The 26,687-nt window shown below is 71.8% G+C and carries 19 protein-coding genes, 1 tRNA gene and 2 pseudogenes; 6 read left to right on the forward strand and 16 right to left on the reverse strand.

Translation table 11 applies throughout. The features are described 5' to 3' along the window. Positions 1–155: 155 nt before the first annotated feature. From efeB to efeU, 3 genes are read right to left on the reverse strand one after another with little or no spacing between them, the layout of a single operon-like run. Complete coding sequence (efeB, locus tag ACZZ0J_RS08010) at positions 156–1,457, reverse strand: iron uptake transporter deferrochelatase/peroxidase subunit (RefSeq protein WP_463436166.1); 1,302 nt, start codon at positions 1,455–1,457, stop codon at positions 156–158. After that, a complete protein-coding gene (efeO, locus tag ACZZ0J_RS08015) occupies positions 1,454–2,674 on the reverse strand; it encodes an iron uptake system protein EfeO (RefSeq protein WP_463436167.1) in 1,221 nt (406 codons plus the stop codon). The genes efeB and efeO overlap by 4 nt, the downstream gene beginning before the upstream one ends. Further along, the gene (gene efeU / locus ACZZ0J_RS08020; protein ID WP_214547524.1) at positions 2,661–4,259 is read right to left on the reverse strand and encodes an iron uptake transporter permease EfeU; all 1,599 of its coding nucleotides are present in this window, start codon (positions 4,257–4,259) and stop codon (positions 2,661–2,663) included. Before efeU ends, efeO begins: the two co-directional genes overlap by 14 nt. Before the next feature lie 69 nt (positions 4,260–4,328). Here efeU and ACZZ0J_RS08025 point away from each other — a divergent pair, with 69 nt between their 5' ends. Next, the gene (locus tag ACZZ0J_RS08025; RefSeq protein WP_123291876.1) at positions 4,329–5,114 is read left to right on the forward strand and encodes a trimeric intracellular cation channel family protein; all 786 of its coding nucleotides are present in this window, start codon (positions 4,329–4,331) and stop codon (positions 5,112–5,114) included. Positions 5,115–5,357: 243 nt separating this feature from the next. Then, positions 5,358–5,966 (forward strand): TetR/AcrR family transcriptional regulator, encoded by a 609-nt coding sequence (locus ACZZ0J_RS08030; protein WP_194646859.1) that lies wholly within the window; start codon positions 5,358–5,360, stop codon positions 5,964–5,966. Positions 5,967–6,233: 267 nt separating this feature from the next. Here ACZZ0J_RS08030 and ACZZ0J_RS08035 read toward each other — a convergent pair whose 3' ends face one another. The 5 genes from ACZZ0J_RS08035 to ACZZ0J_RS08055 form a co-directional block, all read right to left on the reverse strand. Further along, positions 6,234–8,579 carry a transglutaminase TgpA family protein gene (locus ACZZ0J_RS08035; RefSeq protein WP_463436168.1) on the reverse strand — a complete coding sequence of 782 codons (2,346 nt, stop codon included), beginning with the start codon at positions 8,577–8,579 and terminating at the stop codon, positions 6,234–6,236. After that, a complete protein-coding gene (locus ACZZ0J_RS08040) occupies positions 8,503–9,906 on the reverse strand; it encodes a DUF58 domain-containing protein (RefSeq protein WP_463436169.1) in 1,404 nt (467 codons plus the stop codon). The genes ACZZ0J_RS08035 and ACZZ0J_RS08040 overlap by 77 nt, the downstream gene beginning before the upstream one ends. Beyond that, entirely contained in the window at positions 9,906–10,898 is a 993-nt protein-coding gene (locus tag ACZZ0J_RS08045) for an AAA family ATPase (protein ID WP_463436170.1), read from the reverse strand. Before ACZZ0J_RS08045 ends, ACZZ0J_RS08040 begins: the two co-directional genes overlap by 1 nt. A gap of 174 nt (positions 10,899–11,072) precedes the next feature. Further along, on the reverse strand, positions 11,073–12,077 hold the full coding sequence (locus tag ACZZ0J_RS08050) for a sugar phosphate isomerase/epimerase family protein (RefSeq protein WP_463436171.1): 1,005 nt from the start codon (positions 12,075–12,077) through the stop codon (positions 11,073–11,075). Then, positions 12,074–13,294, reverse strand: a complete 1,221-nt coding sequence (locus tag ACZZ0J_RS08055) for a Gfo/Idh/MocA family protein (RefSeq protein ID WP_463436172.1) — start codon at positions 13,292–13,294, stop codon at positions 12,074–12,076. Before ACZZ0J_RS08055 ends, ACZZ0J_RS08050 begins: the two co-directional genes overlap by 4 nt. Positions 13,295–13,392: 98 nt before the next feature. Between ACZZ0J_RS08055 and ACZZ0J_RS08060 the strand changes: the two genes are divergently transcribed. Next, positions 13,393–14,388, forward strand: coding sequence for a LacI family DNA-binding transcriptional regulator (locus ACZZ0J_RS08060; protein ID WP_214548075.1), 996 nt, complete (start codon positions 13,393–13,395; stop codon positions 14,386–14,388). Between the two features lie 65 nt (positions 14,389–14,453). Here ACZZ0J_RS08060 and ACZZ0J_RS08065 read toward each other — a convergent pair. Further along, positions 14,454–14,902 (reverse strand): annotated as a pseudogene (locus ACZZ0J_RS08065) (MarR family winged helix-turn-helix transcriptional regulator). Between the two features lie 158 nt (positions 14,903–15,060). Here ACZZ0J_RS08065 and ACZZ0J_RS08070 point away from each other — a divergent pair. Continuing rightward, complete coding sequence (locus tag ACZZ0J_RS08070) at positions 15,061–16,257, forward strand: MFS transporter (protein ID WP_463436173.1); 1,197 nt, start codon at positions 15,061–15,063, stop codon at positions 16,255–16,257. A gap of 91 nt (positions 16,258–16,348) precedes the next feature. On the opposite strand, the gene ACZZ0J_RS08075 is transcribed toward ACZZ0J_RS08070, so the two are convergent. From ACZZ0J_RS08075 to ACZZ0J_RS08090, 4 genes are all read right to left on the reverse strand, one after another. Further along, a tRNA-Ser gene (locus ACZZ0J_RS08075) sits at positions 16,349–16,437 on the reverse strand. A 412-nt stretch (positions 16,438–16,849) separates the two neighbouring features. Then, a complete protein-coding gene (locus ACZZ0J_RS08080; RefSeq protein WP_463436174.1) occupies positions 16,850–18,070 on the reverse strand; it encodes an LCP family protein in 1,221 nt (406 codons plus the stop codon). Between the two features lie 284 nt (positions 18,071–18,354). Then, positions 18,355–19,035, reverse strand: a complete 681-nt coding sequence (locus ACZZ0J_RS08085; RefSeq protein ID WP_463436175.1) for a GntR family transcriptional regulator — start codon at positions 19,033–19,035, stop codon at positions 18,355–18,357. 170 nt (positions 19,036–19,205) lie between these two features. Continuing rightward, complete coding sequence (locus ACZZ0J_RS08090; RefSeq protein WP_323749084.1) at positions 19,206–20,660, reverse strand: MFS transporter; 1,455 nt, start codon at positions 20,658–20,660, stop codon at positions 19,206–19,208. Between the two features lie 203 nt (positions 20,661–20,863). Between ACZZ0J_RS08090 and ACZZ0J_RS08095 the strand changes: the two genes are divergently transcribed. After that, positions 20,864–22,249 carry a MoxR family ATPase gene (locus ACZZ0J_RS08095; RefSeq protein ID WP_463436176.1) on the forward strand — a complete coding sequence of 462 codons (1,386 nt, stop codon included), beginning with the start codon at positions 20,864–20,866 and terminating at the stop codon, positions 22,247–22,249. Then, positions 22,242–24,260: a vWA domain-containing protein gene (locus ACZZ0J_RS08100; protein WP_463436177.1), complete on the forward strand. Its 2,019-nt coding sequence runs from the start codon at positions 22,242–22,244 to the stop codon at positions 24,258–24,260. The genes ACZZ0J_RS08095 and ACZZ0J_RS08100 overlap by 8 nt, the downstream gene beginning before the upstream one ends. A gap of 364 nt (positions 24,261–24,624) precedes the next feature. On the opposite strand, the pseudogene ACZZ0J_RS08105 reads toward ACZZ0J_RS08100, so the two are convergent. The 3 genes and pseudogenes from ACZZ0J_RS08105 to ACZZ0J_RS08115 form a co-directional block, all read right to left on the reverse strand. Next, a pseudogene (locus tag ACZZ0J_RS08105) lies at positions 24,625–25,382 on the reverse strand (SCO1664 family protein). After that, on the reverse strand, positions 25,379–25,906 hold the full coding sequence (locus ACZZ0J_RS08110) for a DUF3090 domain-containing protein (RefSeq protein WP_463436178.1): 528 nt from the start codon (positions 25,904–25,906) through the stop codon (positions 25,379–25,381). Before ACZZ0J_RS08110 ends, ACZZ0J_RS08105 begins: the two are co-directional and overlap by 4 nt. A gap of 33 nt (positions 25,907–25,939) precedes the next feature. Further along, positions 25,940–26,662: an MSMEG_4193 family putative phosphomutase gene (locus ACZZ0J_RS08115; RefSeq protein ID WP_123338602.1), complete on the reverse strand. Its 723-nt coding sequence runs from the start codon at positions 26,660–26,662 to the stop codon at positions 25,940–25,942. Between the last annotated feature and the right edge of the window lie 25 nt (positions 26,663–26,687).

Consider the following 26,687-nt stretch of genomic DNA (forward strand, 5'->3'; position numbering starts at 1 on the left):
CGGGCCTGTCGCATCGCGACGCGTCGCGCCGGGTCGCCTCTCAGGTCGGCGGTGGTTCCGTTCGACGAGACCCCGCGACGCGGGTGCCCTCCGCCTCCAGGGAAACGGCGGAGGGCGCCCTCTCCCCCAACGGTGTCAGGGCGCTCCGGACACGTTCAGCGGAACAGCTGCTCGCCGATGTACGACCCCTTGCGCGGTGCCGGCGGGATCGCGAACACCGCGGAGCCGATGTGCGAGACGTACTCGTTCAACCGGTCCGAGGCGCCGAGCTTCCGCTGCAGCCGGGTGAAGTGCTCCGGGTCGTTCATGTACGCCAGGAACAGCAGCCCGGCGTCGAGCTGGCCGTACTCGTTGAGGCCGTCGGTGTAGTTGTACGGACGACGGAGGATCTTCACGCCGCCGTTCGCCTCGTGGGCGGCCAGGGCGATGTGGGACGTCGCATCGATCTTCGCTGCACCGTCCTTCCCGGTCGCCGCGAAGTCCGGCGTCGTGTGCTCGGTCCCGCCGGACAGCGGTGCGCCCTCGATCTTGGTCCGACCGAACACGCGCTGCTGGTCGCTGACGACGTCGGCGTCCCAGATCTCGATGTTCATCCGGATCTTCCGCACCACCTGGTAGGTGCCGCCGGTCATCCACGCCGCACCGTCGCCCGGGTCGTCGACCCACACGAAGCGGTCGTGGTCCTCGTCCGTCGTGATGTTCCTGGTGCCGTCCTTGAAGCCCATCAGGTTGCGCGGTGTCGTCTGGTGCGGGCCGGCCGACGCGCGGCCGAAGCCGAGCACGGTCCACCGCACGGTCGCCGTCCCCCGGGCCATCCGGGCCAGGTCGCGGACGGCGTGGTACGCCACCTGCGGGTCGTCGGCGCAGGCCTGCAACGACAGGTCGCCGCCGGTCAGTCCGGCCTGCAGGTTGTCGCTCGGCAGCCGAGGCACGTCGGCGAGGTCCGCCGGACGCTTGTCGGCCAACCCGAAGCGCTCGTCGAACACGCCGGGGCCGAACCCCACCGTGACCGTCAGGGACGCCGGGCCGAGGTCGAGCGCCTCACCGGTGTCCGCGCCGACGCCGTCACCGTGCGCTGGCTCGACGCTGCCGACGGTCTTCCCCGCCTGCAGCTGCGCGATCGCCGCGGACCAGCGGGCGAGGAGCACCTGCAGCTCGGTCGCGACGCTGGTGGACAGTTCGAAGGTCATGAAGACGCAGTACCGCTGGGGTGCGGTCTGCACCCCGCCCTGCGGCTGCCGTGCGGCGGTCGCGTAGAACGGGTGGCTCTGGGACAGGTCGATGGACTCGTCACCGTTGGTGGCCGCCGTGAAGGGGTTGACCCCCGTCGCGGCCGTCGCGCCGCCGATGCCGACCGCGGCGCCCGCACCGGCTCCGGCCGCGGCGAGTCCCGCGCCGAACAGCCCGCGCCGGGAGACCCCGGTGCGGGCTGCGCGGTCGTCGTCGGGCTGCGTCACGCGGTGGCGACCTTCTCGGCGAGGCGGGACAGCGGGTCCTGCAGGGCCTGGATCTGCTGCGAGATGCGGTTCGCGTCGGACTTCTTGGTCGCCGCGTCCCACGTGTCGAAGCCGCCGAGGTCGTCGGCGTTGCGGTAGCCGTCCATCATCGTGTTCGTCGCGTCGAACTGCTTCGCGATCTGCTCGGTGAGGGTCGGGTCGAGCTTCGTCAGGCCCGGCTTGAGGTACGCGAAGGCCTGACGGGCGCCCTCGACGTTGGCGGCGAGGTCGACGAGGTCGATGTGGCTGTACGCCTCTTCCTCACCGGTGACCTTGTTCGACTGGACCTCCTCGAGCAGGCCGGCGGCACCGTTCGCCAGGTCCTCGGGCTTGTAGTCGAGCGTCGGGACGAGCTTCGCGAGCAGCTGCACGTTCTCGGTCAGGTCGGCCGCGGTCTTCTTGGTCGACGCGGTGATGTCCCCCGCCTGGAACAGGTCCTTCTCGACGGCGTGGAACCCGCTCCAGCCGACGGCCGGGTCGAGGTTCGAGGCGCGCATGTCGATCAGGTAGTCGAGGTTGCCGGCGTTGTCGGTCGCCTTGTGCCCCTTCTTGACGAAGCCGTCCACGTCGCTCTCGACGTGCTCGTAGAACGGGCGGGCGTTCGCGTAGTCGGTCTTCGCGGCGTCGAGGTCGCCGGCGTCGATGTCCTTCTGCAGGAGTTCGACCGCGGTGACCATGTCGGTGACCTGGCCGTCGACGTACTCGGCGTAGCCCTTCGTGCCCTCGTCGAGCAGGGTGGCGGCGCTGCTGTTCGCGGTCGAGGTGACCTTGCCCGTGACCGTGAAGTCGGTGAGCTCGGTGTCGGCCCCGGGGCAGTACACCTGGTACTCCCCGCCGCTCAGGGTCGCGGTGAACTGCACGGCGTCGAGGCCGGGCGCGAGGTTCTCCTTCTCGCCCAGGATCCGCTGGTCCTGCAGCAGTTCGACCTCGGTGATGGCCGTCGAGGACTCGTTCTTCACCGAGAACGTGACCGGCCCGGCGGGGACCTTCGTCTCGGAGACCTTGCACTGGTCCGAGCCGTCGTTCGTCAGGGTGATGGTGACACGCGAGACCTTCGCGGCGTCGGTGGAGCTGTCGGAGGCACCGTCGGAGCTCGCGCAACCGGTCAGTGCGAGGGCGGTGACGACGCCGAGGGCGCCGAGGGTGATCAGGGGTCGAACGGGCTTACCGAACGGCATAGTCGTTGCTCCTTGCAGGGTCCCCGGCGGGTGGGCCGCGCGTCGGGACGGTTTCGGGGGTGGGGTTCACGGGTGCCGTCCGACGACGACGGCGGTCACGGAGCGCGAGCAGCGCCTGGGCGGCAGCTGCGACGCCGAGGGCGATCGGCAACCAGGCCTTCCAGAGCAGCAGCTCGGCAGCCCGCGTGTCCGCGGTCGCCACGGCAGTGGCGGACCGCTCGACGCGGGAGTCGGGGACGGACCACACGGAGCGGTCCAGGGTCGTGGTGCGCGCGGACGGGAGGCCCCCGTCGCTCAGCGTCAGCACCGTGCGTTCGTCGCGGGTGGCGTCCAGGACCCCACCACCGACCGTCCACAGGGTCACGGTGTCGCGCACCGCCCAGCGGGCGGTGAACGGGCCGGGGTTCGTCGACGGCGAGACGCCGACCGGGATCCGGCCGAACAGGTCGACGAGGTCGTCGAGCGTCAGTGTGGCGGGGCGGTCCGCTGCGGTGGCCGACGTGCGCACCCGCCACCGGTCGGCGGCCACGCCCGCGCGGGTGACGCGGCGGTGGGCCGACGTCGGCAGGGTGAGCCGTGCCTCCTGGCCGGTGGTGGTGCCGGCGACGCGGAGGACGCCGGACGCGCCGTGGACGTCCGCCGAGACGGAGGTGGCGTCCCCGCTGACCGCAGCGGTGCGCGGCAGGTCGACCCCGCCCGTCGGCACGGCGATCGCCAGTGCTGCGGCGGCGACCGCGAGCGCACCGGCGACCGTCGCCCGGATCGCGGGGACGCGTGCCGCAGACGGACGCCAGGCGCGGGGCCAGAGCGTCAAGGCGAGGACGGGCACGACGTACAGGACCCAGCCGAGCACCTCGATCACCCGGGGATCCGGCGGGATGCCGAGCACGCCCGTGACGAGCGCACCCTGCACCGAACCGTTCGGGGCGAGCCAGGACAGGTCGACGGTCCGCTGCTGCCCGATGACGATCCACCCGGCCTCGTGCGCGCGTCGGAGCACCGTCAGCACGAGCCCGCCGGCGACGAACACCAGGAAGACACCGGTGCCGGTGAAGAACTTCGACAGGTTCAGCCGGACGCCGCCGGTGTAGATGCCGTAGCCGATGACGACGGCGCCCGCGATGCCGATGACCGCGCCGAGGGCGGCGAGACCGGTGTCCGACGAGGCCTGGAAGGTCGCGAGGAGGAAGACCGCGGTCTCGAAGCCCTCCTTGAGCACGGCGAGGAAGGCCATGCCGGCCAGTGCCCACGCGGTGCCGCGGCCGAGCGCCTCGGTCGCGCTCGCCTCGAGTTCCTTGGTCAGGGTGCGCGCGTGGGTGCGCATCCAGACGATCATGCCGGTGACGAAGACCACGGCGACGATGCCGATGATCGCCTCCATGCCCTCCTGCTGCGCCTGCGGCAGGGCCTGCTCGACGACCTGCAGGCCGAACCCGACGCCGATGCTGAGCACGACGGCGACCCCGACGCCGAACCACATGGGGGCGAGGGGGACACGGTTGCGACGCAGGAACGCGGCGATGATGCCGACGATGAGCGTCGCTTCGAGGCCTTCACGGAGGCCGATGACGAGAGTGGCGAGCATGACGTAGGTGAGGCTAACCTAACCGTCGTTCGGCCCGCCAGTCGTTCGGCGTGGGGTTTGATGGTTCTCATGAACCTGCTGTCCGTCGATGGCCTGGCGTCGGTCACGAACGTGCTCGACCTGGCCGGGGTGTTCGCGTCCGCCCTGCTCGGTGGATCGATCGCCCGCGCGATGGACTTCGACCTGTTCGGGTTCCTGGTCGTCGGCTTCGTCTCGGGGCTCGGCGGCGGCATGCTGCGCGACACCCTGCTGCAGAACGGCCCCCCGGTCGCACTCGTCGACCCGCTCTACGTGCCGGTCGCCCTGGCCGGGGCACTCATCGCCTTCTTCGTGTCGTTCTCCGAGATCACCTGGGACCGGCTGTTCACCGTGCTCGACGCGGCAGTGATCGGGTTCTGGGCGGTGGTCGGGGTGCAGCGCACCTACGACGCCGGCCTGGAGTGGCCCGCCGCGATCATCATGGGGACGATCACGGCGGTCGGCGGCGGCGCGATGCGGGACCTGCTGCTCCGCCGGGTTCCAGCGGTGTTCGGCGGGAACGCGCTGTACGCCACCGTGGCCGTCGCGGCGTCGGTGGTGATGGTCGTCGCGTCCGCCCTGGGGTCGCCGTCGATCGGGATCGTGGCCGCGATCGCGCTGTCGCTCGGGCTGCGCTGGGGTGCGGTCCGCCGAGGCTGGGGACTGCCCAACGGTCGTGACTGGCAGCCGAAGTCGACGCTCGGCTCGCTGCTGCGGCGCGGGCGGAGTCTGCGACCCGACGCGCTCCGGCTGCTCCGACGCCCCGGACGGCGGACGGGAGCGGGCAGTGTCCGCGAAGAACACGACACGGCAACGGATTCCTCGTTCGACGACTGAGGGGTGTCATCTGTCGGTGCTCCGGCGTAGCATCCCTACCGTCGGGTATCGACCCGGCTCATGTCGTCCGCACCGAACCGACGCGACCCGAACGCGGCGGTTCCGCGCAGACGTGGTGATGGGGGCTTCGCTGATGCCGCGCGTGATCAGACGCGCGGCGCGGCAGGTCTCCCACCCCAAGCTCGCCCGCCCCCAGCTCGCCCGCCCGGGTTCCAGCCCCGGTGCCCCGCCCCGGCAGGAACGATGAACGACGACGTCTCCGACTCCCCCACGCCGAGGACCCCACGGGCCGAGGTCCGAGAACGTCTGCTCATCGCCGGCGCTGCCGTCTTCGCCGAACAGGGCGTGCACGGCGCGCGTCTCGACGAGGTCGCCGCCCGTGCCGGGTTCAGCAAAGGCGCGGTCTACTCGAACTTCTCGTCGAAGGAGGACCTGCTCGCGCAGGTCATGCAGCGCGGGACGAACCTGGTGCTCGGGTCGCTGCAGGAGCTCATCCGCGCCGACATCGCCGTGGCGGACATCGCGGACGTCGTGCGAGCGGCCTTCGGACAGCACGACCAGCGCGCGCAGTTCGCCCTGCTGTCGGAGTTCCGCGCCTACGCGATCCGGCACACCGACCTGCTGCCGGAGTTCGTGCGGCAACGTCGCGTGCTGCAGGACGGGGTGCACGAGCTGGTGCGACTGTGGTTCGAGGCGCACCCGGAGGTCGACGCCGGCATGCCGCTCGATGTCTTCGCCACGGCGCTCGTCGCCGCCAACGTCGGGGTCGTGTTCGACGGGCCCGCGCTGCCGGGGGTCGACCCGGGCGAGGTCATCGCCGCCCTGGTCGAGGCGGTCGTCCGCCGCCGCTGACCCGGCGGGCGCGACGGCGCGCGGCGCGGCGGCGCGCGGTGCGGCGCGACGGGGACGATCCCGTGCGGCGTTGACCACTCGGTGCGAGCTTGTTGCGCCGCACGGAGTGGCCAACCTCGCACCACCCGGCAACGCTCGCACGGTGCGACGGCGGCGTGGTGCGGCGGCGCGGCGCAGCGGGGACCATCCCGTGCGGCGTTGACCACTCGGTGCGAGCTTGTTGCGCCGCACGGAGTGGCCAACCTCGCACCAGCCGAGACTCCGGGGTCAGGCGGGGCGACGGGAGCGCCGACGACCCTCGTGCGACCACGCGGACGACGGCAGCAGGCTCGGCGGCAGCAGGCGCGACCGCAGCACCCGTCCACCGGATACCGAGGCGTCGAGGGCCTCCCGCGCCTGCTGCACGTGCCGGACGAGCGCGCCACCGTCGACCGCTGCGACCCCGCCGGCCGCGAACCGTTCACGGTCGACGGCGTCGACCACGGCGTCGAGGTGCGGGAGCACCGACGCCGGCAGCACCGGACGGAGTCGTCCGAGGACTGCCCGGGCGGTCCGCGCCGCAGCCGCTGCGTCACCCGGTGGTGCCAGCCCCGGGGCGTAGCCGTGGTCGGCGACGTCGTCGAGGGCCTCACGCCAGGCGTTCACCGCCGGTGAGTGACCAGCGGCGACGGCCGACAACCGCGACCGTCGTCGGAGCGCTCGGACGAGTCCGGGGGCGATGAGCAACGCGAGGACGAGTGCCGCGCCGAACAGCAGGCCGGCCGGACCGCTGCCACCCGAGGCACCGGCTGCACCGGGCTGCGCCGACGCCGAGGGGGTCGGCGTCGCCGAGGACTCGGCGGGGGCGGACTGCTCGGGCGCGGGCAGCGGGGACTCGGGCGTCGCCGCGGTCGGGGTCTCCGTGGGTTCGGTCGAGGGCTGCGCTGCCGCGTCGGAGTCCGGCGTCGGTTCGAACGCGACCCAGCCGGCCCCCTTGATGTACAGCTCGGGCCAGGAGTGCAGCTGCCGGTTCGACACCGCGTACTCGCCGTCGGGCTGCGCCGCACCGGCCCGGTACCCCACCGCGATCCGGGACGGGATGCCGAGCGTCCGGGCCATCACGGCCATCGCCGACGAGAAGTGGACGCAGTAGCCCTCGCGCACCTGCAGGAAGGTCGACACGACGTCCATGCTGTCGCCGTCGTAGCCCTGCTCGACGGGGGCCGTCTCGGAGTAGGTGAACAGGTCGCTGCGGAACCACTGCTCGAGGGCGCGGGCCTGGGCGTAGTCGTCGGACGCGGCCCCGGCCACACGCTCCGCGGTCGACGAGATGTTCGCGGGGAGGTCCTTCGGCAGCGTCAGGTCGGTCTGCAGCTGGTCACCGCTCGGCTCGCGGAACCCCCGGCCGTCGGCACGGGACAGGACACCCGAGGCCGCGACGGCGTCGAGGTACGCGTTCGCGAAGGTCGAGGCACCGTAGACCTCGTACGTCGCACCGCGCGGCGTGGCCGGCCCGGTCGACCGCACGGTGCTCGAGGACCCCATCCAGCGCCACTGCGACAGGTCGAGGTTGGTGGAACGCGACTCGATCGACACCGCCCCGGACGGCACCGGCAGGTACGTGCTCGACAGCCCGGTGATCCGGACCGTGACGTCGCCGCGGGTCGCCAGGCGGGGGTTCACGCCCTCGGCCCACTGCTGCTGGTCGGCGGTGTCGGCCTCGGCGGCGTTCGTCACCGTCGGCACCCAGTCCCCGGTGCCGAACTCGTCCAGGTCGGCGAGCTTGAGGTACTCGGGCTGGCCGTCGGACGACCGGTAGCGCAGCACCTCGAGTTCGCTCGGCTGCCGCAGGTCGTTGCCGAGCTCGAGCAGGGTGCCGGGTCGCCCGGGCTGGATCGGCGACTGGATGGCCCCGGTGACGCCGGAGAGCCAGCTCGCGTTGAGCGGCACGATCGCGGGCAGGCCGATCGCGACGACGAGCCCGATCGCACCGACGACCGCGGCCGGGAGCGCTCGCTGCACGGGTCGGACCGACAGCCACAGCAGCGCGAGGAAGGCGACGGCGGTGGTGATGACGAGCGCAGTGCCCGCCGGCTGTCCGGTGATGATCCCCGGCACGATGAGGATGACGAGGGCGGGCGCGGCGGCGAGCGACGGGATCCGGGCGATCGCGGCGAGGAACAGCGAGACGCCCGCCACCCAGGCGATCGACACGGTCACGACCAGTCGGATCGCGTCGGTCTGCGGCAGCGGCGCGGGGTTCAGGCGGATGGCGGCGAGCGTCTCGCCCAGTGCCCCGTCGGCGTCGAGCCAGCCGAGGGGTTGCACGTCGTTGACCAGGGCGGCGGCGCACGAGCACAGCACGAGAGTGGCGACGAGTGCCACGAACCGGACCCCGGGGGGCCGGCGACGCACCGCGAGCATGACGGCCACGAGCACCGCGACGACCACGACGCCGGACACCCACCAGGCGGTGCCCTGCACGAGTGGGCGGATCGCGAGCGCGGCGATGAGGACGGGCACCGGCGCGAGCGCGACGACCCAGGTGCTCGGGGTGTCACGGGTGTCGTCGTCGCGGTCCAGGACCTCGCGCACGTCGACCGGCCGGCGCGACGACGCAGCGGTGCCGCTCACCGTGCGGCTCCGGACGCGGTCGCCCCGACGACGGGCACCACGAGGGTGCGCCACCCCCGCGGTCGAGGATTCCCCGGACGACGGGGTCCGGCGGCACGATCGTCGCCATGATCCCGCGGCTCGATCCGCTCGTCGCCGTCACGAGTTCAGCCGCCTGCTCGGCGGTGCAGTTGCCGGTCACGACCGCGGTCATGCCGTGCACGTCCCGCCCACGCACCTCGGGCAGGACCTCGGTGACCGGACGGGCGTCGCTGCGGAGCCGGACGTCCGCGAGCCCGACGAGCACGTCGGTGAGGCCGCCGACGTCACCCGCGTGCCGGGTGCTGCCCGACGGTCCGTCGCTCACGAGCACGACGCGCGAGGTCCGGGCGGCGAGGGCGCGGGCGACACTGGCGGCGACGACGACGGCGTGCTCGAAGGCCTGGTCACCGCCCAGGTCGGACAGCTCCGCCAGGTCCTCACGCCCGAGGCCCTGGTAGGACTCGCGCCGGACGTCGAGCGCGATGACGGCTTCGGGTGGTTGCGCCTGCGTGGTCTGCCGGACGTGCAGTTCGCCACGGCGAGCACTCTGCGCCCAGTGCACCCGACGGATCGGGTCGCCGGGACGGTACGGCCGGAGTTCGCTGTCGTCGGCGGACCCGCCCTGCCCGACCCGTCCTTCGTCGGCGGAGACGGCCCCGGCGAGGGCGCCGGTGTCGATCGCGGCGAGCGGTGCGCTCGCAGGGACGACGACGACCTCTTCTGCCGGCACCACCGGGCGGTCGATGCGGAGCAGGCCGAAGGGGTCCTCGACCCGGATCGTGACGGGTCCGACCAGCGTGCGGCCGCGGTGCATCGCCAGCGCCTCGACGTCGAGCACGGCTGGCGGGACCCCCGGGCCGACGAGCGCGTAGGTCTCCGCCTCGGACGCGCTGGCGAAGGCGTCCTCGAGCTGTTCGCGGACGAGCAGGGTCGACCGCGGGCCGATCGGCAGACTGGTGCTGCCGAGGGTGATCCGTTCGCGGTACACCTCGCCGACCTGCACGATCGCGCGGGCCGTGCTCCGGCTGCCCCGGAGCGGCGCGGCGACCACGAACGCCATCACGATGCCGAGCACGACGAGCACGAGCAGCAGCAGCCCGGCCGAGACGGCGACGCTGGTGGTGCCCACGAGCCCGCCCCCGATCAGCCCGATGCCGATCGCGATGACGGTCCAGCCGCGCACGGTCGGACGGGGGAACGGCGTGCGCCGGAGCAGGGACAGCCCACGGCGGCCGAAGCGCCCGATCGTCGAGCGCGCGGCACCGGTGCGCCGCAGCAGCGACGACGGTGCCGATCGGCCGGGCATCAGGAGCGGACGGGGGTCGCCGTGAACGGCACGGCGGTGTCGGAGACGATGCGGACGACGATCTCGCGCACGGTGTCCTCGCCCGTGCCACCGAGTCCGCGCGCCAGCGGCACGAGCCGGTGGGCGAGCACGATCGGCGCCAGGGCGGCGACGTCGTCCGGCGTGACGAACGGCCGGCCGAGCAACGCCGCGTGGGCGCGGGCCGCCTGGGCCAGGTGCAGCGTGGCGCGGGGGCTGGCGCCGAGCACCAGGTCGGGGTGGGTGCGGGTGGAGCGGACGATCGCGATGACGTACGCCTCGACGTCGGGGGCGATGTGGACGTTCGCCACGGCCTCGATGATCCCGTGGAGGGTGGCCACGTCGACGATCGGACGCAGGTGCGACAGCGGGTCGCCGCCGCCGCGGTTCGCGAGCATCTGCCGTTCGGCGTCGACGCTCGGGTACCCCATCGCGATGCGCGCCATGAACCGGTCGCGCTGCGCCTCGGGCAACGGGTACGTGCCCTCCATGTCGATGGGGTTCTGCGTCGCCACGATCATGAAGGGGCGGTCGAGCTGCCGGGTCACGCCGTCGACCGTCACCTGCGACTCGGCCATCGCCTCGAGCAGGGCGGACTGGGTCTTCGGGCTGGTGCGGTTGATCTCGTCACCGATGACGACGTTCGCGAACACCGGCCCTGGTGAGAACCGGAACGTGCCCGAGGACTGGTCGAAGATGTTCACACCGGTGACGTCCGACGGCAGCATGTCGGACGTGAACTGGATGCGGTTCACCGAGCCGCCCACCGAGGCGCCGAGTGCCTTCGCCAGCACCGTCTTGCCGACGCCGGGGACGTCCTCGACGAGCAGGTGCCCCTCGGCCAGCATCACGGTGAGGGCGGTGCGGATGGCCTCGGTCTTGCCGTCGATCACCGTCGAGACGGACGCGACGATGGCGTCGCCGACCTCTCGGATGCGCTCGAGGGGGAAGGCGGGGTCGGTCGGCTCCGGCACGCAGGGCTCCTCGTCTCGGGACAGGTGTCGTGCATGCTACATCGGTCCGGTGACAGCGCCCGGTGGGCGTGTCACGCATGCGCACTGGACGGGAGGCCCGTGGAGCGTGAGCCGATCAGCGCACGTCCCACGGGCCTCCCGTTGCGGATCGCGTGGTGCGTCTCGAGACGCGACTCACGCGCGCGTCGTGAGCGCCGTGTCGGCTGCGAGCAGGACCTTCGCGGCGACCGCGACCCCTTCTTCGCGACCGAGCTCGGTGTCCTCGTGCTCGATGTTGACCCACATGTCCGGGTCCACCTCGCGCAGGGCCTCGAGGAACGCCGACCAGTACGCCTCGTCGTGGCCCTTGCCGAGCGCGACGAAGTCCCACGCGGACGGCTTCGGCCACTCGTTGGCCCACTCGTCGCCGCCGAGGTTCGTGCGCGGCTCGTCCGGCGACAGCCGACGGAACGAGTTGTCGAGCACGCCGTTGATCGCCGCGTGCGGATTGATCCGGACGTCCTTCGCGGCGGCGTGGAAGACCAGGTCGCCGAGGTCGCGGACGACCGCGACCGGGTCCATCTGCTGCCAGAACAGGTGACTGGCGTCGAGTTCGACGCCGATGTTCGTCAGGCCACCACGTTCCACGAGCTCGCGGATCGTCGCCGGGTTGAACACCACGTTCTGCGGGTGCAGCTCGAGTGCGACCTTGACCCCGTGCTCCCGCGCCAGGGCGTCGATCTCCTGCCAGAACGGCACGGCGACGCTCCACTGGTACTCGATGACGTCGAGCGCGGCGGAGTTCCAGGCGTTCACGATCCAGTTCGGTCGGGTGCCGCCGGGCTCGCCGGCCGGCAGCCCGGACATCGTGACGACGCGGTCCTGGCCGAGGCGCGCGGCGAGGCGGATGCTGCGCCGGATGTCCTCGGCGTGGGCCTGGCCGATCGCTCGGTCCGGGTGCAGCGGGTTGCCGTTGCAGTTCAGGCCGGCGATGGACACCCCGGTGCCCTCGAACCGGGCGAGGAAGGCGTCACGTGCTGCGTCGTCCTCGAGGATCGCGTCGATGTCCGGCACGTGCACCGGCGGCAGGAACCCGCCGGTGTTCAGCTCGATGCCGGTCAGGCCGTTGCCCGCGATGGCCGTCAGGGCCTCGGCGAGCGGCCGGTCGTGGAAGATCGCGTTGTACAGACCCAGCTTCATGCGTGCGCTCCTTCGGTGGTGCGGACGGACGGCACGTCGAGGGAGGCCCCACCGGCCCCGGCGGACCGTGCCACCGCGTCGAGGATCTCCATGTTGTGCACGCCGTCGTCGAACGTGGCGTTGGCCGGCAGTGGGTCCGCGACGCCGGCGACCTCGTCGAGGAACGCGCGCGCCTGGTACTCGAACATCTGGTTCTGCCCCCAGCCGACACCGGGCGCGTCCATCGCCATGCCGCCGGCGACGTAGGGGTGGTCCGGACCGAGGACGACCTGGCGGTACCCGCCGAGGCGGGAGCCGTCGGACTGCAGCGCGAGGCCGATCTCCGAGGCGCGCTCCTGGTCCCAGCGCGCTGCACCGTTCTCGCAGAAGACCTCGATGACCAGGCCGTTCGGGTGTGCCGTGGCGACCCGGGACACCTCGAGTGAGCCCACCACCGAGCCGTCGCCGAAGCGTGCGTTGAAGGTGGCGTAGTCGTCGTTCTCGACGTCGGCGAACTCACCGGTGAGCGGGACGGCCTGGCCGCGCAGGGCGAACCCGGCGGCGATCGGGCGCTTCGTGATCGCGGTGGTGAACATGCCGCCGTTGACGCTCTGCACCTCGCCGGCCAGGAACTCGGCGACGTACGCCAGGTGCGAGCCGACGTCGGCGAGGGCTCCGGTGCCGGGGGCACCCGCGAAGCGCCACGAGAAGGGCACGTCGGGCGACGAACCGTAGTCGGTCCAGTAGCGGGCGGAGACGTGCAGGACGCGTCCGAGCGTGCCGTCCTCGACGAGCTGCTTGATCGCGGCGAGGCCAGGGGCGCGGCGGTAGGTGAAGCCGACGCGGGCGACGAGCCCGCGCTGCGATGCCTCGGTGGCCGCTGTGGCCATCGCCCGTGCGTCCTCGAGCGAGTCCGACAGCGGCTTCTCGCACAGGACGTGCTTGCCGGCGGCCAGCAGCCCCTCGACGATCTCGCGGTGGAGCTTGTTCGCGACGACGACGCTCACGACGTCGATGTCGTCGGCGTCAGCGATGGCTCGCCAGTCCGTGTCGTGGCGGGCGTAGCCGAAGCGCTGCGCAGCCTCGGCCGCGAGGGGCTCGTACACGTCGCCGATCGACACGAGCCGCACGGGCGGCAGCGTCGGGGCGAAGAGTGAGGGTGCGTTCCGCCACGCGGCCATGTGGGCCTTGCCCGCCATGCCCGCCCCGATGACGGCGACGCCGATGCTGTCGCTCATGGTTCTCTCCTTCGAGAAGTCCGGTGCCGATTCTGGAACGTTCCAGAACGTGTCGGTAGACTGTAGCCCGACCACCCCATGTCCTGTCAAGGAGCCGCGTGTCACGACCCCCGACGATCATCGACGTCGCGACCCGTGCCGGCGTCTCGAAGTCACTCGTCTCGATGGTGCTCCGCGACGACCCGGGCGTCTCCGACGCACGCCGCTCGGCCGTGCTCGCGGCCGCCGCCGAGCTCGGCTACCGCCCCAACCGCGCCGCCGCGATCCTCGCCGGCACCCGGACCCGCACCGTCGGCGTCATCGTCGACGACTTCCGCAACCCGTGGTTCGTCCCCCTGCTCGACGGCATCCGTGACGCGCTCGCACCACACGGCCTGCGACTCACCCTGGCGGACACCCGTGCGAACGCCCACCTCGACTCCTCGCCGTTCGACGACCTCGTCTCGCTGCGGGTCGACGGCGTCGTGCTCGCCGCCGAGGGCTTCCCCGACCTCGTCGTGCCGGCCGACACCCCCGTCGTCGTCGCCGGCGCCCGGGCCGACGTGCCCGGCGGGCTCGACGTCGTCGCCTCGGACGAGGCCGCCGGCGGCCGGTTGGCAGCGGATCACCTGATCGGACTCGGTCACCGCCGCATCGTCCACGTCACGGGTTCGGGAGGCCCGGCTGCGGTCCGCCGCGAGGGCACCGTCGCGCGGATGGTCGCGTCCGGCATCGCGCCACTGGTCTACGGCGACGGCCCGACGTCCGAGACGACCGGGTACGAGGGCACCCGCCGCGCACTGCGGGACCACCCGGACCTGACCGCGGTGTTCGCCGCGAACGACGTCATGGCGATGGGCGCGATCGCCGCCGTGCACGAAGCCGGACTCCGGGTTCCCGAGGACGTCTCCGTGGTCGGCAACGACGAGACGCCGCTCGCCGCCTCACCCCTGCTGCGCCTGACCACGGTCGACCCGCACAACGACGAGGTCGGGCGGCTCGCGGCGAACCGGCTCGTGGAACTCGTCGGCGCGGCCGAACGACCCGCCCCGACCCGGGTCCTGGTGCCGCCGTCGCTCGTCGTGCGGTCCACGACAGCGCCGCCGCGGGCCTGAGACGCAGGCCACCGCACGACCGCAGCGCGTGGGGCGGCGGTGATCCGGGCCTCCCGGCCGACGGATCAGACGCTGGCACCCTCGAGCCGGTCGACCGCGACCGCGAGTTCCTCGAGCTCGGGGACCTCGCGCGCTTCGGCGAGCGCCCCTCGAGCGCAGCGGCGTGGATCGGCGTAGCCGCATCCAGCAGCCGCTGACCGGCATGGGTGAGCTCCGTGTAGAGCCCGCGGCGGTCATCGGCGCAGAGCACGCGGGTGAGGAGCGCACGCTCCTCGAGTCGGTTGACCAGCCGGGTCGTGGCACTCGGACTGAGGGCCGCCGCACGGGCGAGCTGCTGCATGCGCATGTGGAAGCCGTCCTGCCGGCGCAGCGCGTCGAGCACGGTGTACTCGACCACGGACAGGTCGACGTCGCGCAGCGCGCGCTCGAGTCGCGTCTCGATCAAGCCGTGCAGTGCCGCCAGGGTGCGCCAGCCGTGGGCACGGACGGCGGTGGAGGTGTCGTCGACGGACATCGGGCTCCTTCTGGTCGGCTGCGCGGTCGGTCGCTGCGGTCGTTGCGGGCGCGTGCAGTTGCTTGCGCTGATACCCCGCGTGTGCAACTATCGATACCGCGCGCCTGCAACAACCAGCGTACGCGGCACAGCGCCACCGCACAACGGAAGGAACCCCCATGCCCGCGGGACTCATCGCCCTCGCACTCGGCGGATTCGGCATCGGACTGACCGAGTTCGTCATCACCGGCCTGCTGCCCGAGATCGCGGCCGACTACGGCGTCACCGAGACCACGGCCGGGTGGCTCGTCACCGGCTACGCACTCGCCGTCATCGTCGGCGCCCTCGGCCTGACCGCCGCCACGACCCGACTCCCCCGCAAGCCCGTCCTGCTCGGGCTGCTCGTGCTGTTCATCGTCGGCAACACGCTGTCGGCGATCGCACCGACCTACGAGGTCATGATGTCCGGACGCGTGATCGCGGCACTCTGCCACGGAGCGTTCTTCGGCATCGGCTCCGTCGTCGCCGCGAACATGGTCGAGCGCTCCAAGCGCGCCTCGGCCGTCGCCCTGATGTTCACGGGACTGACGGCGTCGAACGTGCTCGGGGTGCCGTTCGGCACGTTCCTCGGCCAGGCGCTCGGCTGGCGTTCGACCTTCTGGGCCATCGTCGCGATCGGTGTCGTCGCCCTGGTCGGCGTGCTCGTACTCGTGCCCGCCGTCCGCCAGGCCGAGACGCCGTCACTGGCCCGCGAGCTCGGCGTCTTCCGCTCCGGCCAGGTGTGGTTGTCGCTGGGCATGACCGTGCTCGGCTACGGCGGGATGTTCGGGGCGTTCACCTACATCGCGTACACGCTGACCTCGGTGTCCGGGTTCCCGTCCTCGGCGGTGCCGTGGCTGCTCGTGGTGTTCGGCGTCGGGCTGTTCGTCGGGAACTTCGTCGGCGGCAAGCTCGCCGCACGCTCGATCGACCGGACCCTGCTCCTCGTGCTCGTCGCCCTCACCGTGGTGCTCGGACTGTTCGCCCTCGTCGCGACCTCACCCGTGCTGACCGTGATCGCACTCGTGTTGATGGGCGCCTTCGGGTTCGCGACCGTGCCGGCCCTGCAGACGCGCGTGATGCAGTACGCAGACCACGCGCCGACCCTGGCGAGCGGGGCGAACATCGCCGCGTTCAACCTCGGCAACGCGCTGGGTGCCTGGATCGGTGGGCTCACCATCGCCGCCGGGCTCGGCTACACCTCGCCGATCTGGGCGGGTGCGGGCATCACGCTCGCAGCCGTGGCCCTGACGCTCGTCGCCATGGGTGCCGTACGGCGTGGGCGTTCGCGCGGGGTCGGCGAGCTGACCTCGACAGGGAGCGTCGCTACGGCCTGACGCCCGCCGCCGGAACCTGGTGCGTGCGGCGTGCAGACCGCCGCAGGGACGACGAAACCCCGGTCCGATCGGACCGGGGTTTCGTGGGGTGCGGAGACGGAGGGATTTGAACCCTCGGTCCCCTAAAGGGGACTCCACCTTAGCAGGGTGGTGCACTCGGCCGGACTATGCGACGTCTCCAAGCGCTCTCGCGAGCGCTCCGACCACCATACAGGAGGACCGGGCCACTCTCGACCCGACCGCGCACCCGCGCGTGGCACGGTCGCAGAACGCGGGTCCCCCGAAGTGGGGACACCTCGGGGTTGTCCCGACGTACCCCGGTGAATAGCATCATCGAGACGCGGCGATCACATTCCGGGGCTCGTCCCCGTAGTCGCGACACAGCACCGACGTCGCTCTCCGAGCCGGGCCCGGCGCGCCCGGTTGCCTGGCGCCCGCTCGGGGAGCGGCCCTTCTCCAACCTTCCGGGTTCCCGAGACTCGGGCCGAACGCCCCGAGACTCGGGCTGGACGACGGAGCTCTGGGCCTGGTGCCCGAGAAACGTCGCCTCCGCCGAGTCTCGGCAGCGGCCCCAGAGCCAGAAGCGCCCGGGTCAGTAGCCGAAGGCCTTGGAGCAGGTCTCCTGGTCGGCGGACTGCCCCTCGAGCCCGTCGATGGTCTCCGGCGTCGCGGAGGCAGTCGGAGCAGCAGCGGGCGCAGTCGGAGCAGCTGCAGCAGGCGACGACGGGGCGGCAGCCGCGGGTGCGGACGCCGGAGCCGACGGCACCGCAGCAGCCGGCGACGAGGCCGCTGCCGACGGCGCCGCGTTCGCCTCGGACCCGATGCCCGTGCTGTCCGCCCCGAGGGAGAACGACTGATCCGCCTTGATCTTCGCGAACAGCTGGTCGGCCAGGTACGCCGTCGGCTGGACCTTGCCCTCGTAGACCCCGGTGCCGCCGGTCGTGCCCGGGTACTGCACGAAGTTCACCTGCGACAGCGGGAGGTCCTGCAGCGCCCGACCCATCTGCACCATCGTCCCGATGTCGTTCAGGCTCTCGGACAGCTGCATGTTCGACGCCGCGGCGCGGGCCAGCTTGTACAGGGTGGCCGGTGAGGTGAGCGTGTCGTTCGACTTCACGGTCCGGAGCAGCGACGACAGGAACACCTGCTGGCTGGAGATCCGGCCGAGGTCGGAACCGTCACCGACGCCGTGCCGGGTCCGGAGGAACGCGAGGGCTTCGTCGCCCTGCAGCGTCGAGGTGCCGGCGGGTAGGTCGAGCCCGGTGTAGGGGTCCTCGATCGGCTGTGCCACGCAGACCGGCACACCACCGATCGCGTTCGACATCTCGATGACGCCGTTGAACGAGACCGCGGCCGAGTACTGGATGTCCAGGCCGGTGAGCCCTTGCACGGTCTGGGTCACGCAGTTCAGCCCGCCGTCGCCGAACGAGGTGTTGATCGGCTGCGCGGCCACGGCCGGCGCGGTGCCGGAGCCGTCGGTCTTCCTGCACGCGGGGATCGGGGTGACGAGGTCGCGCGGGATGCTCACCGCGGTCGCGTTGGTGTGGTCGGCCGAGACGTGGAGCAGGATGTTGACGTCGTTGAGGGTGGCATCGCGCTCCCCGAACTCCGCGGACTGGTCCGGGTCGTTGTCCGTCCCGACGACGAGCATGTTGAAGCCGCCCTTGTACGCGCTGAGCGACGGGGCCTTCGTGCCGTCCGACTGCGGCGCGGGCTGCCCCTCGATCCGCACGCCGTCACCGAGGTCGTCGGTCACCTGCTTCGCGGCGATCGCGGCGACGGAGGCGGTGCTGACGAGCGCGACTACGGCCACGCTCGTGACCAGCGCAGCGACGGTCCGGAGGGGTCCGGACCGACGGAGACGTCCGTGCCGTGCGATCCCGACGGCTCGGTTGAGACGATGGGAGCGATCGCGGACGTCGTTCACGGGCTCTCCTGTCGTCGGTGGACGCGCCGGGGTGGCAACCGGTCAAGGCTGCCACGGAGATCCCTGGCGATCCAGTGCGGACGTCGTCGGAGCGAACCCACCGATCCGCCGTCGACCCCCGGATCCGCGGGGCTCGATGCCGACCTGTACGAACCCGCAGCCGGAGCGGTTCAGGAGGCCACGGCCACCCGGAACCGGTCCGGCAGGGCGATGAGCGCCGCCGCGAGCTCGAGCAGCACCACGGCGCAGTCGTCGACCGCGTCGCGTTCCGCTGCCCGCACGGCCTGGTCGACGAGGTCGAGTCGCCGCGCCCGGTCGACCACGGCGTCGATCCCGTTGGCCAGGGCGACGTCGTCGGTGAAGAACGTGTCGAGCACGGTGCGCTGCGACAGCATCCAGTCGGCGCTCACCGAGGCACCGCGCCGTCGGAGGAACCAGGCAGCGAGCTCGACGAAGGCCCCGGCCTCGGTCCGGCACTCGCGGAGCCAGGCCGGGTCGAAGCGGTCGTCGCGCCCCGCGCCGCTCACCGGCGGGTCGACGACCAGTGCGCGGGCGATGCGCAGGCGCTCGGTCATCTGCCCGGCGGACCAGTGCGTGATCACCACGCCGACGTACCGCTGGACGGTGACGAGCTGGTGTGACTCGAGGGCGACGAGGGCTTCGCGAACCGGGGTCCGTGAGACGCGCATGTCCTCGGCGATGGTGTCCAGGCGCAGTCGCTGCCCGCGGCGGTACTCACCGCGCAGCACGTTGTCGAGCAGTCGGAGGAAGACCGCGTCGCGCAGCAGACTGCGCTGGAGGCCGAGGGGATCGCGGTCGCCCCGGCCGACACGCATCGGTGACTGCTCCATGCCGCCAGCTTCACGCACGGCGGTCGTCCTGGGCAGCCGCGCCGGCACCGTCGTGGATCGTCATCGTGAGTGTCGCGCTGTGGAGGAGTGCCATGTCAGCACCGTGACACCACGACGACGGCCGTGCTAAACACTCTGAATACAGAATGTTGCATGGCCGCCGTCGCTGTTCAGCGTCGCTGCTGTTCCGCGTCCTCGGTGAGGACGGACAGGGGCTGGGTGACGTCCTCGAGCCCCTTCCGCGCGGCGTCGACCCCGAAGACCAGGGCTACCACCCCACCGCCGATCATCACCGCGGACCCGAGCAGGTACCCCCAGAAGAGCGGTTCACGCGAGGACCCGTCCCCGATGAAGGCACCGTAGATCAGCGGTGCGACCGCGCCGAAGATCTGCGCGAGCGCGAAGAAGTACGAGATGGCCTGCGACCGCAGTTCCAGGGGGAAGATCTCGCTGACCGTCAGGTACGCGCTCGAGGCACCGGCGGAAGCGAAGAAGAACGACACGCACCAGAAGGCCACCTGCACTGTCGCCGAGATCGCGTCGGCGCGGAACAGGAACGCCGAGGTCGCCAGGACGAGCCCCGACACCAGGTACGTCAGGAAGATCATCTGCCGACGGCCCCACGTGTCGAAGAACCGACCGAGGATGATCGGTCCGAGCAGGTTGCCGATCGCGAACGGGAAGAAGTAGATCGACGTCTGCGCGGTCTTCAGGCCGAAGAAGTTCGTCAGGACGAGCGCGTAGGTGAAGAAGATCGCGTTGTAGAGGAACGCCTGCGTGATCATCATCGACGCCCCGACCAGGGTGCGCGTCGGGTACTGCTTGAGCAGCACGCGCGCGATGGTCAGGAACCCGACGCGGTCGGTCGGCGTGACGGTCATGGCCTTCGACTCGTCGACGTCCGGCAGCCGCTTGCCGGTGGACTTCTCGACCGCCTCCTCGATCTGGGTGACGGTCGCTTCCGCCTCTTCCTCGCGCCCGTGGGTCATGAGCCAGCGCGGACTCTCGGGGATGTGCCGCCGCAGGAAGATGATCGCGATGCCGAGCACCGGGCCGAGGAAGAAGCCGATGCGCCAGCCGATGCTCTCCGAGAAGTTGGCCGTGTCGAGCAGGTAGATGTTCGCGAAGGCACCGAGCGCGGCGCCGCCCCAGTAGGTGCCGTTGATGGCGATGTCGACGTGGCCGCGGTACTTCGCGGGGATGAGTTCGTCGATCGCCGAGTTGATCGCCGCGTACTCGCCACCGATGCCGAGGCCGGCGACGAACCGGAACGCGGCGAGGAACCAGAAGTCCTGGGCGAGACCGGCGACGCCCGAGCCGATCAGGTAGATCGCGAGCGTCAGGATGAAGAGCTTCCGCCGCCCGAGCCGGTCGGACATGCGTCCGAACACCAGCGCTCCGACCACCTGGCCGACCAGGTAGATCGTGCCGAGGGAGGTCACCTGTTGCGTCGACAGGTTCAGGTCGGCCTGGAAGCCCGCGTTGGAGACGATCTGGATCTCCAGACCGTCCAGGATCCAGGAGACCCCGAGTCCGACGACGACACTCCAGTGGAACCGTGTCCACGGCAGTCTGTCCATCCTGGCGGGGACCAGGCTCTTGATCGCCCCGTTCGTGCTGCTCACGAGAGGGGAACCTACGCCGAGATCGGCGAGATGGTTCACATTCGGTACGACGGGGCCGGCTCGGAGCCGGATCCCCCTATCGAATCCGGCTCCGATGCCGGAGTCTCAATCATTGCGGTTGCTATGGAAACCCACAAGCGGACGGGAGGCGCGGTGCCAGCTGGCACCGCGCCTCCCGTCCGCAACGGCGTAACGTCCAGAACGTGACCCGACCCGACATCCGCACGGTCGGCGAGCTCCGCACTTCTGGCCACGTCCAGAAGACGGTCCGCGCCGAGATCCGCGACAACCTGCTCACCGCGCTGCGCGCGGGAGACGACCCCTGGCCCGGCCTGCACGGGTTCGAGACGACCGTGATCCCGCAACTCGAACGTGCCCTGATCGCCGGACACGACGTCGTCCTGCTCGGTGAGCGCGGCCAGGGCAAGACCCGCCTGCTCCGCACCCTGCAGGGCCTGCTCGACGAGTGGACCCCGGTGATCACCGGCTCCGAGCTCGGCGAGCACCCCTACGAGCCCATCACCACCGCGAGCGCCCGCCGGTCCGACGACCTCGGCGACGCCCTGCCGATCTCGTGGCGGCACCGCGACGACCGCTACGTCGAGAAGCTCGCGACGCCGGACACCAGCGTGGCCGACCTGATCGGCGACGTCGACCCGATGAAGGTCGCCGAAGGGCGCAGCCTGGGCGACCCGGAGACCATCCACTTCGGACTCGTCCCCCGGGGCCACCGCGGCATCGTCGCGATCAACGAGCTGCCGGACCTGGCCGAACGCATCCAGGTGGCGATGCTCAACGTGATGGAGGAACGCGACGTCCAGATCCGTGGCTACGTGCTCCGACTCCCCCTCGACGTGCTCGTGGTGGCCAGCGCGAACCCGGAGGACTACACGAACCGCGGCCGGATCATCACGCCGCTGAAGGACCGCTTCGGCGCGGAGATCCGGACCCACTACCCGATCGAACTCGAGGACGAGATCGCGGTCATCCGGCAGGAGGCGCAGCTCACCGCCGAGGTGCCGGACGCGATCGTCGAGATCCTCGCCCGCTTCACCCGTGCCCTGCGCGGGTCGAGCGCGGTCGACCAGCGCAGCGGTGTCAGCGCCCGGTTCGCGATAGCCGGCGCCGAGACGGTCGCCGCGGCGGCCGTGCACCGTGCAGCACGCCAGGGTGAGCCGGAGGCCGTCGCGCGACCGATCGACCTCGAGACGGCGGTCGACGTGCTCGGCGGCAAGATCGAGTTCGAGAACGGCGAAGAGGACCGCGCGGACGAGGTCCTCGAGCACCTGCTGCGGACCGCCACGGCCGAGACGGTGCGCGCCCGGTTCCGCGGGCTCGACTTCGGGGTGCTCGTCGAGGCGCTCGACGGCGGGACGATGGTGACGACGGGCGAACAGGTCGGCGCACGGGCGTTCCTCGAGGGGCTGCCGTCGATCGGCGAGTCCGACCTGTACGACCAGGTCTGCGAGCGTCTCGGCGCCACGAACGACGGCGAACGCGCGGGTGCGATCGAACTCGCGCTCGAGGGCCTCTTCCTCGCCCGCCGCATCAGCAAGGAGTCCGGCGGGGGCGAAGCCGTCTATGGCTAGGCAGAACCGACGACTGACACGGGACACCCGGTACGGGGCCGCAGCGCTGTACGGGAAGTACCACGACGGTCCGGACCCGCTCGCGCCGCCCGCCGACCTCGCCGAAGCGCTCGACGCCATCGGGCAGGACGTGATGGCCGGCACCTCACCGGAGCGTGCCATGCGGGAGTTCCTGCGCCGTGGCGGCCGGACGCAGCGCGGACTCGACGACCTCGCACGCAAGGTCGCGGAACGGCGCCGCGAGCTCACCGCGAAGAACAACCTCGACGGCACCCTGCAGCAGGTCCGCGAACTGCTCGACCAGGCGCTCCGTGCCGAACGCGGCGAACTCGCCCGCAACGTCGACCTCGACGACGGCGACCGCGCACTGGCCGAGATGCAGCTCGACAGCCTGTCCCCGTCGCCGGCCGCCGCGGTGCAGGAGCTCGGCGGGTACGACTGGGCGAGCCGCGAGGCCCGGCAGAAGTACGACGAGATCAAGGACCTCCTCGGTCGCGAGGTGCTGGACCAGCGTTTCGCGGGCATGAAGCAGGCGCTCGAGGGCGCCACGGACGAAGACCGTGCCGCGGTCAGCGCGATGATGCAGGACCTCAACGCCCTGCTCGAGGCGCACGCCCGCGGCGAGGACACCCAGCAACAGTTCGACGACTTCATGGCGCAGCACGGGCAGTACTTCCCGTCGGATCCCGCGAACGTCGACGAACTCCTCGACGACCTGGCCGCCCGTGCCGCCGCCGCCCAGCGGATGCGGAACTCGATGACCGAGGAGCAGCGCGACGAACTCGACGCCCTCGCCCAGCAGGCCTTCGGCTCCCCCGACCTGATGGGGCAGCTGTCCCAGCTCGACGGCAACCTGCGGTCCCTCCGCCCCGGCGAGGACTGGGGCGGATCCGAGCGCATGGAGGGTGACCAGGGGCTCGGACTCGGCGACGGGACGGGGGTCTTCCAGGACATCGCCGACCTCGACGCCCTCGCCGACCAACTCGCCCAGTCCGGACCGGGCTCCGAGCTCGACGACCTGGACCTCGACGCCCTGACCCGGCAGCTCGGCGCCGAGGCCGCCGTGGACGCCAGGACCCTGCAGCAGCTCGAGAAGGCCCTGCGGAACTCCGGGGCGATGCGCCGCGGAGCGGACGGGCAGCTCCGGCTCACCCCGAAGGCCATGCGGCAGCTCGGCAAGAGCCTGCTCCGTGACGTCGCCGAGCGGATGTCCGGCCGGCAGGGTGCCCGCGACATCCGGCAGTCCGGTGCGGCCGGCGAACCCTCGGGCGCGACCCGGCAGTGGGCGTACGGCGACACCGAGCCGTGGGCCGTCACCCGGTCGATCACGAACGCGCTGACCCGGACCGCGGCCGACGGGCGGGTGGGCCCGGGCGTCCGCCTGACCATCGACGACGTCGAGGTGCAGGAGACCGAGTCCCGCACACAGGCCTGCGTGGCACTGCTCGTCGACACCTCGTTCTCGATGGCGATGGAGGACCGCTGGGTGCCGATGAAGCGCACGGCCCTGGCGCTGCACACGCTCGTCTCGACGCGGTTCCGCGGCGACGACCTCCAACTGATCGCGTTCGGACGCGAGGCCGAGGTCGTGGACATCGAGCAGCTCGTGGGTCTCGACGCGATGTGGGACAAGGGCACGAACCTGCACCACGCGCTGCTCCTCGCCAACCGGCACTTCCGGAAGCACCCGACCGCCCAACCCGTGCTGCTCATCGTCACCGACGGGGAGCCGACGTCGCACCTCGAGCCGAACGGACAGGTGTGGTTCGACTACCCGCCGGACCCGGTGACGATCGCACTGACCGTTCGGGAGCTCGAGAACGCCGGTCGGCTCGGCGCCCGGACGACGTTCTTCCGCCTCGGGGACGACCCGGGACTGGCACGGTTCATCGACGCGATGGCGAAGCGGGTGGACGGCTCGGTCGTCGCTCCGGAGAACGACGACCTCGGTGTCGCCGTCGTGGGGTCGTACCTGGGGTCGCGCCGCGGCGGGCAGTCGTTGTTCGACTAGCCGCCGAGTCGATCCCGACAGGGACTGTTGCGCGGGGTTCCGCAGTCGTATGCTGAGCGCCACCACAGTTGCCCCAGACCCCGGCCGCCGTGATCGTTCTTCCTGCGCCGACGTCGTCGGCGTGCCGGAAGCGGTCGGCCGAGTGCACCTGATCCGTTCTCGACCGGTCGACTCCCGCGGGGTCCCGGAGTGCAACGGCGCACGCCACCGGACGCCACGGGTCTCCGCGTCCACGGATCACGGACGCGGACCGGTCGGTGGGGTCCGGACCCGACGGGCCCCACCGTCCCGGACCGGGGGTGTCCACGGCCGGCCGGGGTCGCCACGGCAGGCCGGGCCGGGCCGCCGGCTCACGACGGGTGCGTCAGAACAACGGCCACGGCACCGCGGGGCCGTGCCCCGGCGGTGGCGGGAAGATGCCGACGGCCCGCAGCGCCGCACACCGCGCGCGCACCGTGTCGACCTCTTCCGGCGTCAGGTGTTCGGCGAGTTCATCGCCCAGGGCACCGCGGAGCGCTTCCGACACCCGGTCGAGCCCCTCGAGTTCGTCCGGCCCGAGCGGCTCGCCGATCCAGCCCCACAGCACCGTGCGGAGCTTGTGCTCGACGTGGAAGGCCAGTCCGTGGTCGACACCGAACCGGTGTCCGTCGGGCATCGCCAGCACGTGGCCGCCCTTGCGGTCGGCGTTGTTCACGACGACGTCGAAGACGGCCATGCGGCGCAACGCCTCGGAGTCTTCGTGCACGAGCGTCACCGGCTGGTCGTGCTCGTCGATCGCCTCGAGCACGGGCAGCCACGGTGAACCGTCCGCCTCGGCGGTCTCCGGACTGACCAGGTCGACGGCGTCCTGGTCGGGGTCGATCGTCTGCCAGCGCTGCACCATGCCGGGGCCGAACGGCCCGTCACCGAGCCACGTCGGTGGCACGATGCCCCACCCGAACGCCTCGGACACCAGGTGCGCGGCGACCTCGCGGCCGGCGAGCGTGCCGTCCGGGAAGTCCCAGAGCGGGCGCTCCCCTCGATCGGCTTGTAGACGACCGCCTCACCGTCCAGTTCGGCCAGGAACGTCGCGTTCGAGGCCTCGCGGATCCGCGCCGTGATGCTCAGTGAGCCGTCGCTCATGCGTCGCCGGGCGGACGGCCAGCGGCGACGATCTCGCGGGTGCGCTCGACGAACGCTCGTGCGGTGCCGACCGGGATCTTGACCTGGAAGAGCTCGTCGGGTTCGGGGATCTCGACGACCGCCTCGATCTCGAGGCCGTCCTCGCTCTCCTCGGACACGATCTCGACGTCGTCGTCGATCGGGTACGCCTCGATGACCACCTGCGCCGTCGACGGGTCGAAGCCCAGGCTCAGGGCACCGGCACGGAACTCGGGCTCCACCGGCTGGTCGAGCGGTTCCGGGTCGCGGAGCTCCACGGGGGCGGTGTCCGGCACGCTGAAGCGGTTCGCCTCGACCGTGGCGACCTCGTCCAGCAGCTCGTCGATCTTCTCGGCGAGCACGGCGGTCTGCTCCTTCTCGAGGGCGACGCTCGTGACGCGCTTGCCGGCGCGGGCCTGCAGGTAGAAGGCGCGCTCGCCCGGACGGCCGATGGTGCCGACGACGAGGCGGTCCGGCCAGTCGAAGCCGTGGACGATGGAGGGCATACCCGCATTGTAGGAGTGCGGGCCTGCGCCCGTTCAGGGTCTGGCAGGGCCTGCCTCGGACGGGGCCTCCGGATGTCCGGCCCCGCCGCCGACCGCCGCGTCCCCGCTGGGCGCCGGAGCGGTCGCGAGCCACGAGAGATCGCCGGACTCGGTGTTCGTCGCGACCACCTCGGGCCGGTGCTCGCCGTACCGCACGACCGACACCGACGCCGGCCCGACGCCGATGCGCTGGAACAGGTCGAGGTGCATGCCGAACGCGTCGGCCAGGACGGACTTGATGATGTCGCCGTGGCTCACCGCGACCCAGACCGCTCCGGGCCCGTGCTCCGCCTCGACCTCAGCATCGATGCGCCGGACGGCCGACACCGCCCGCGACTGCATGGTCTGCATGGACTCACCGCCGGGGAACACCACGGCGCTCGGGTTCGCCTGCACCGTCCGCCAGAGCGGCTCCTTCGCCAGGTCGGCGAGCTTCCGCCCCTGCCACTCGCCGTAGTCCGCCTCGGTGATCGCCCGCTCGATGGCCGACGCGGGGTCGCCCGACTGGCGCTCCAGGATCGCCCGGGCCGTCTGCCGGCACCGCTCGAGCGGACTCGACACGACGGCGACGACCGGCACGGCCGCGATGCGCTCCGCGGTGCGGTCGGCCTGCTTCCGGCCGACGGCGTCGAGTCGCACGCCGGCGGTGCGTCCGGCGAGCACGCCCGTGGCGTTCGCGGTGGTGCGTCCGTGTCGGACGAGGAGGACGGTCGCCATGTGCCCGATCCTAGGCGGGACCGAC

The sequence above is a fragment of the Curtobacterium sp. AC272 genome, from assembly GCF_979258155.1.

Excerpts from the sequence above, each read along its gene's own strand:
- efeO (WP_463436167.1), bottom strand. The coding sequence starts at position 2,674 with ATGCCGTTCGGTAAGCCCGTTCGACCCCTGATCACCCTCGGCGCCCTC.
- efeU (WP_214547524.1), bottom strand. The coding sequence starts at position 4,259 with ATGCTCGCCACTCTCGTCATCGGCCTCCGTGAAGGCCTCGAAGCGACG.
- ACZZ0J_RS08025 (WP_123291876.1), top strand. The coding sequence starts at position 4,329 with ATGAACCTGCTGTCCGTCGATGGCCTGGCGTCGGTCACGAACGTGCTC.
- ACZZ0J_RS08030 (WP_194646859.1), top strand. The coding sequence starts at position 5,358 with ATGAACGACGACGTCTCCGACTCCCCCACGCCGAGGACCCCACGGGCC.
- ACZZ0J_RS08040 (WP_463436169.1), bottom strand. The coding sequence starts at position 9,906 with ATGCCCGGCCGATCGGCACCGTCGTCGCTGCTGCGGCGCACCGGTGCC.
- ACZZ0J_RS08050 (WP_463436171.1), bottom strand. The coding sequence starts at position 12,077 with ATGAAGCTGGGTCTGTACAACGCGATCTTCCACGACCGGCCGCTCGCC.
- ACZZ0J_RS08055 (WP_463436172.1), bottom strand. The coding sequence starts at position 13,294 with ATGAGCGACAGCATCGGCGTCGCCGTCATCGGGGCGGGCATGGCGGGC.
- ACZZ0J_RS08070 (WP_463436173.1), top strand. The coding sequence starts at position 15,061 with ATGCCCGCGGGACTCATCGCCCTCGCACTCGGCGGATTCGGCATCGGA.
- ACZZ0J_RS08085 (WP_463436175.1), bottom strand. The coding sequence starts at position 19,035 with ATGGAGCAGTCACCGATGCGTGTCGGCCGGGGCGACCGCGATCCCCTC.
- ACZZ0J_RS08100 (WP_463436177.1), top strand. The coding sequence starts at position 22,242 with ATGGCTAGGCAGAACCGACGACTGACACGGGACACCCGGTACGGGGCC.
- ACZZ0J_RS08110 (WP_463436178.1), bottom strand. The coding sequence starts at position 25,906 with ATGCCCTCCATCGTCCACGGCTTCGACTGGCCGGACCGCCTCGTCGTC.
- ACZZ0J_RS08115 (WP_123338602.1), bottom strand. The coding sequence starts at position 26,662 with ATGGCGACCGTCCTCCTCGTCCGACACGGACGCACCACCGCGAACGCC.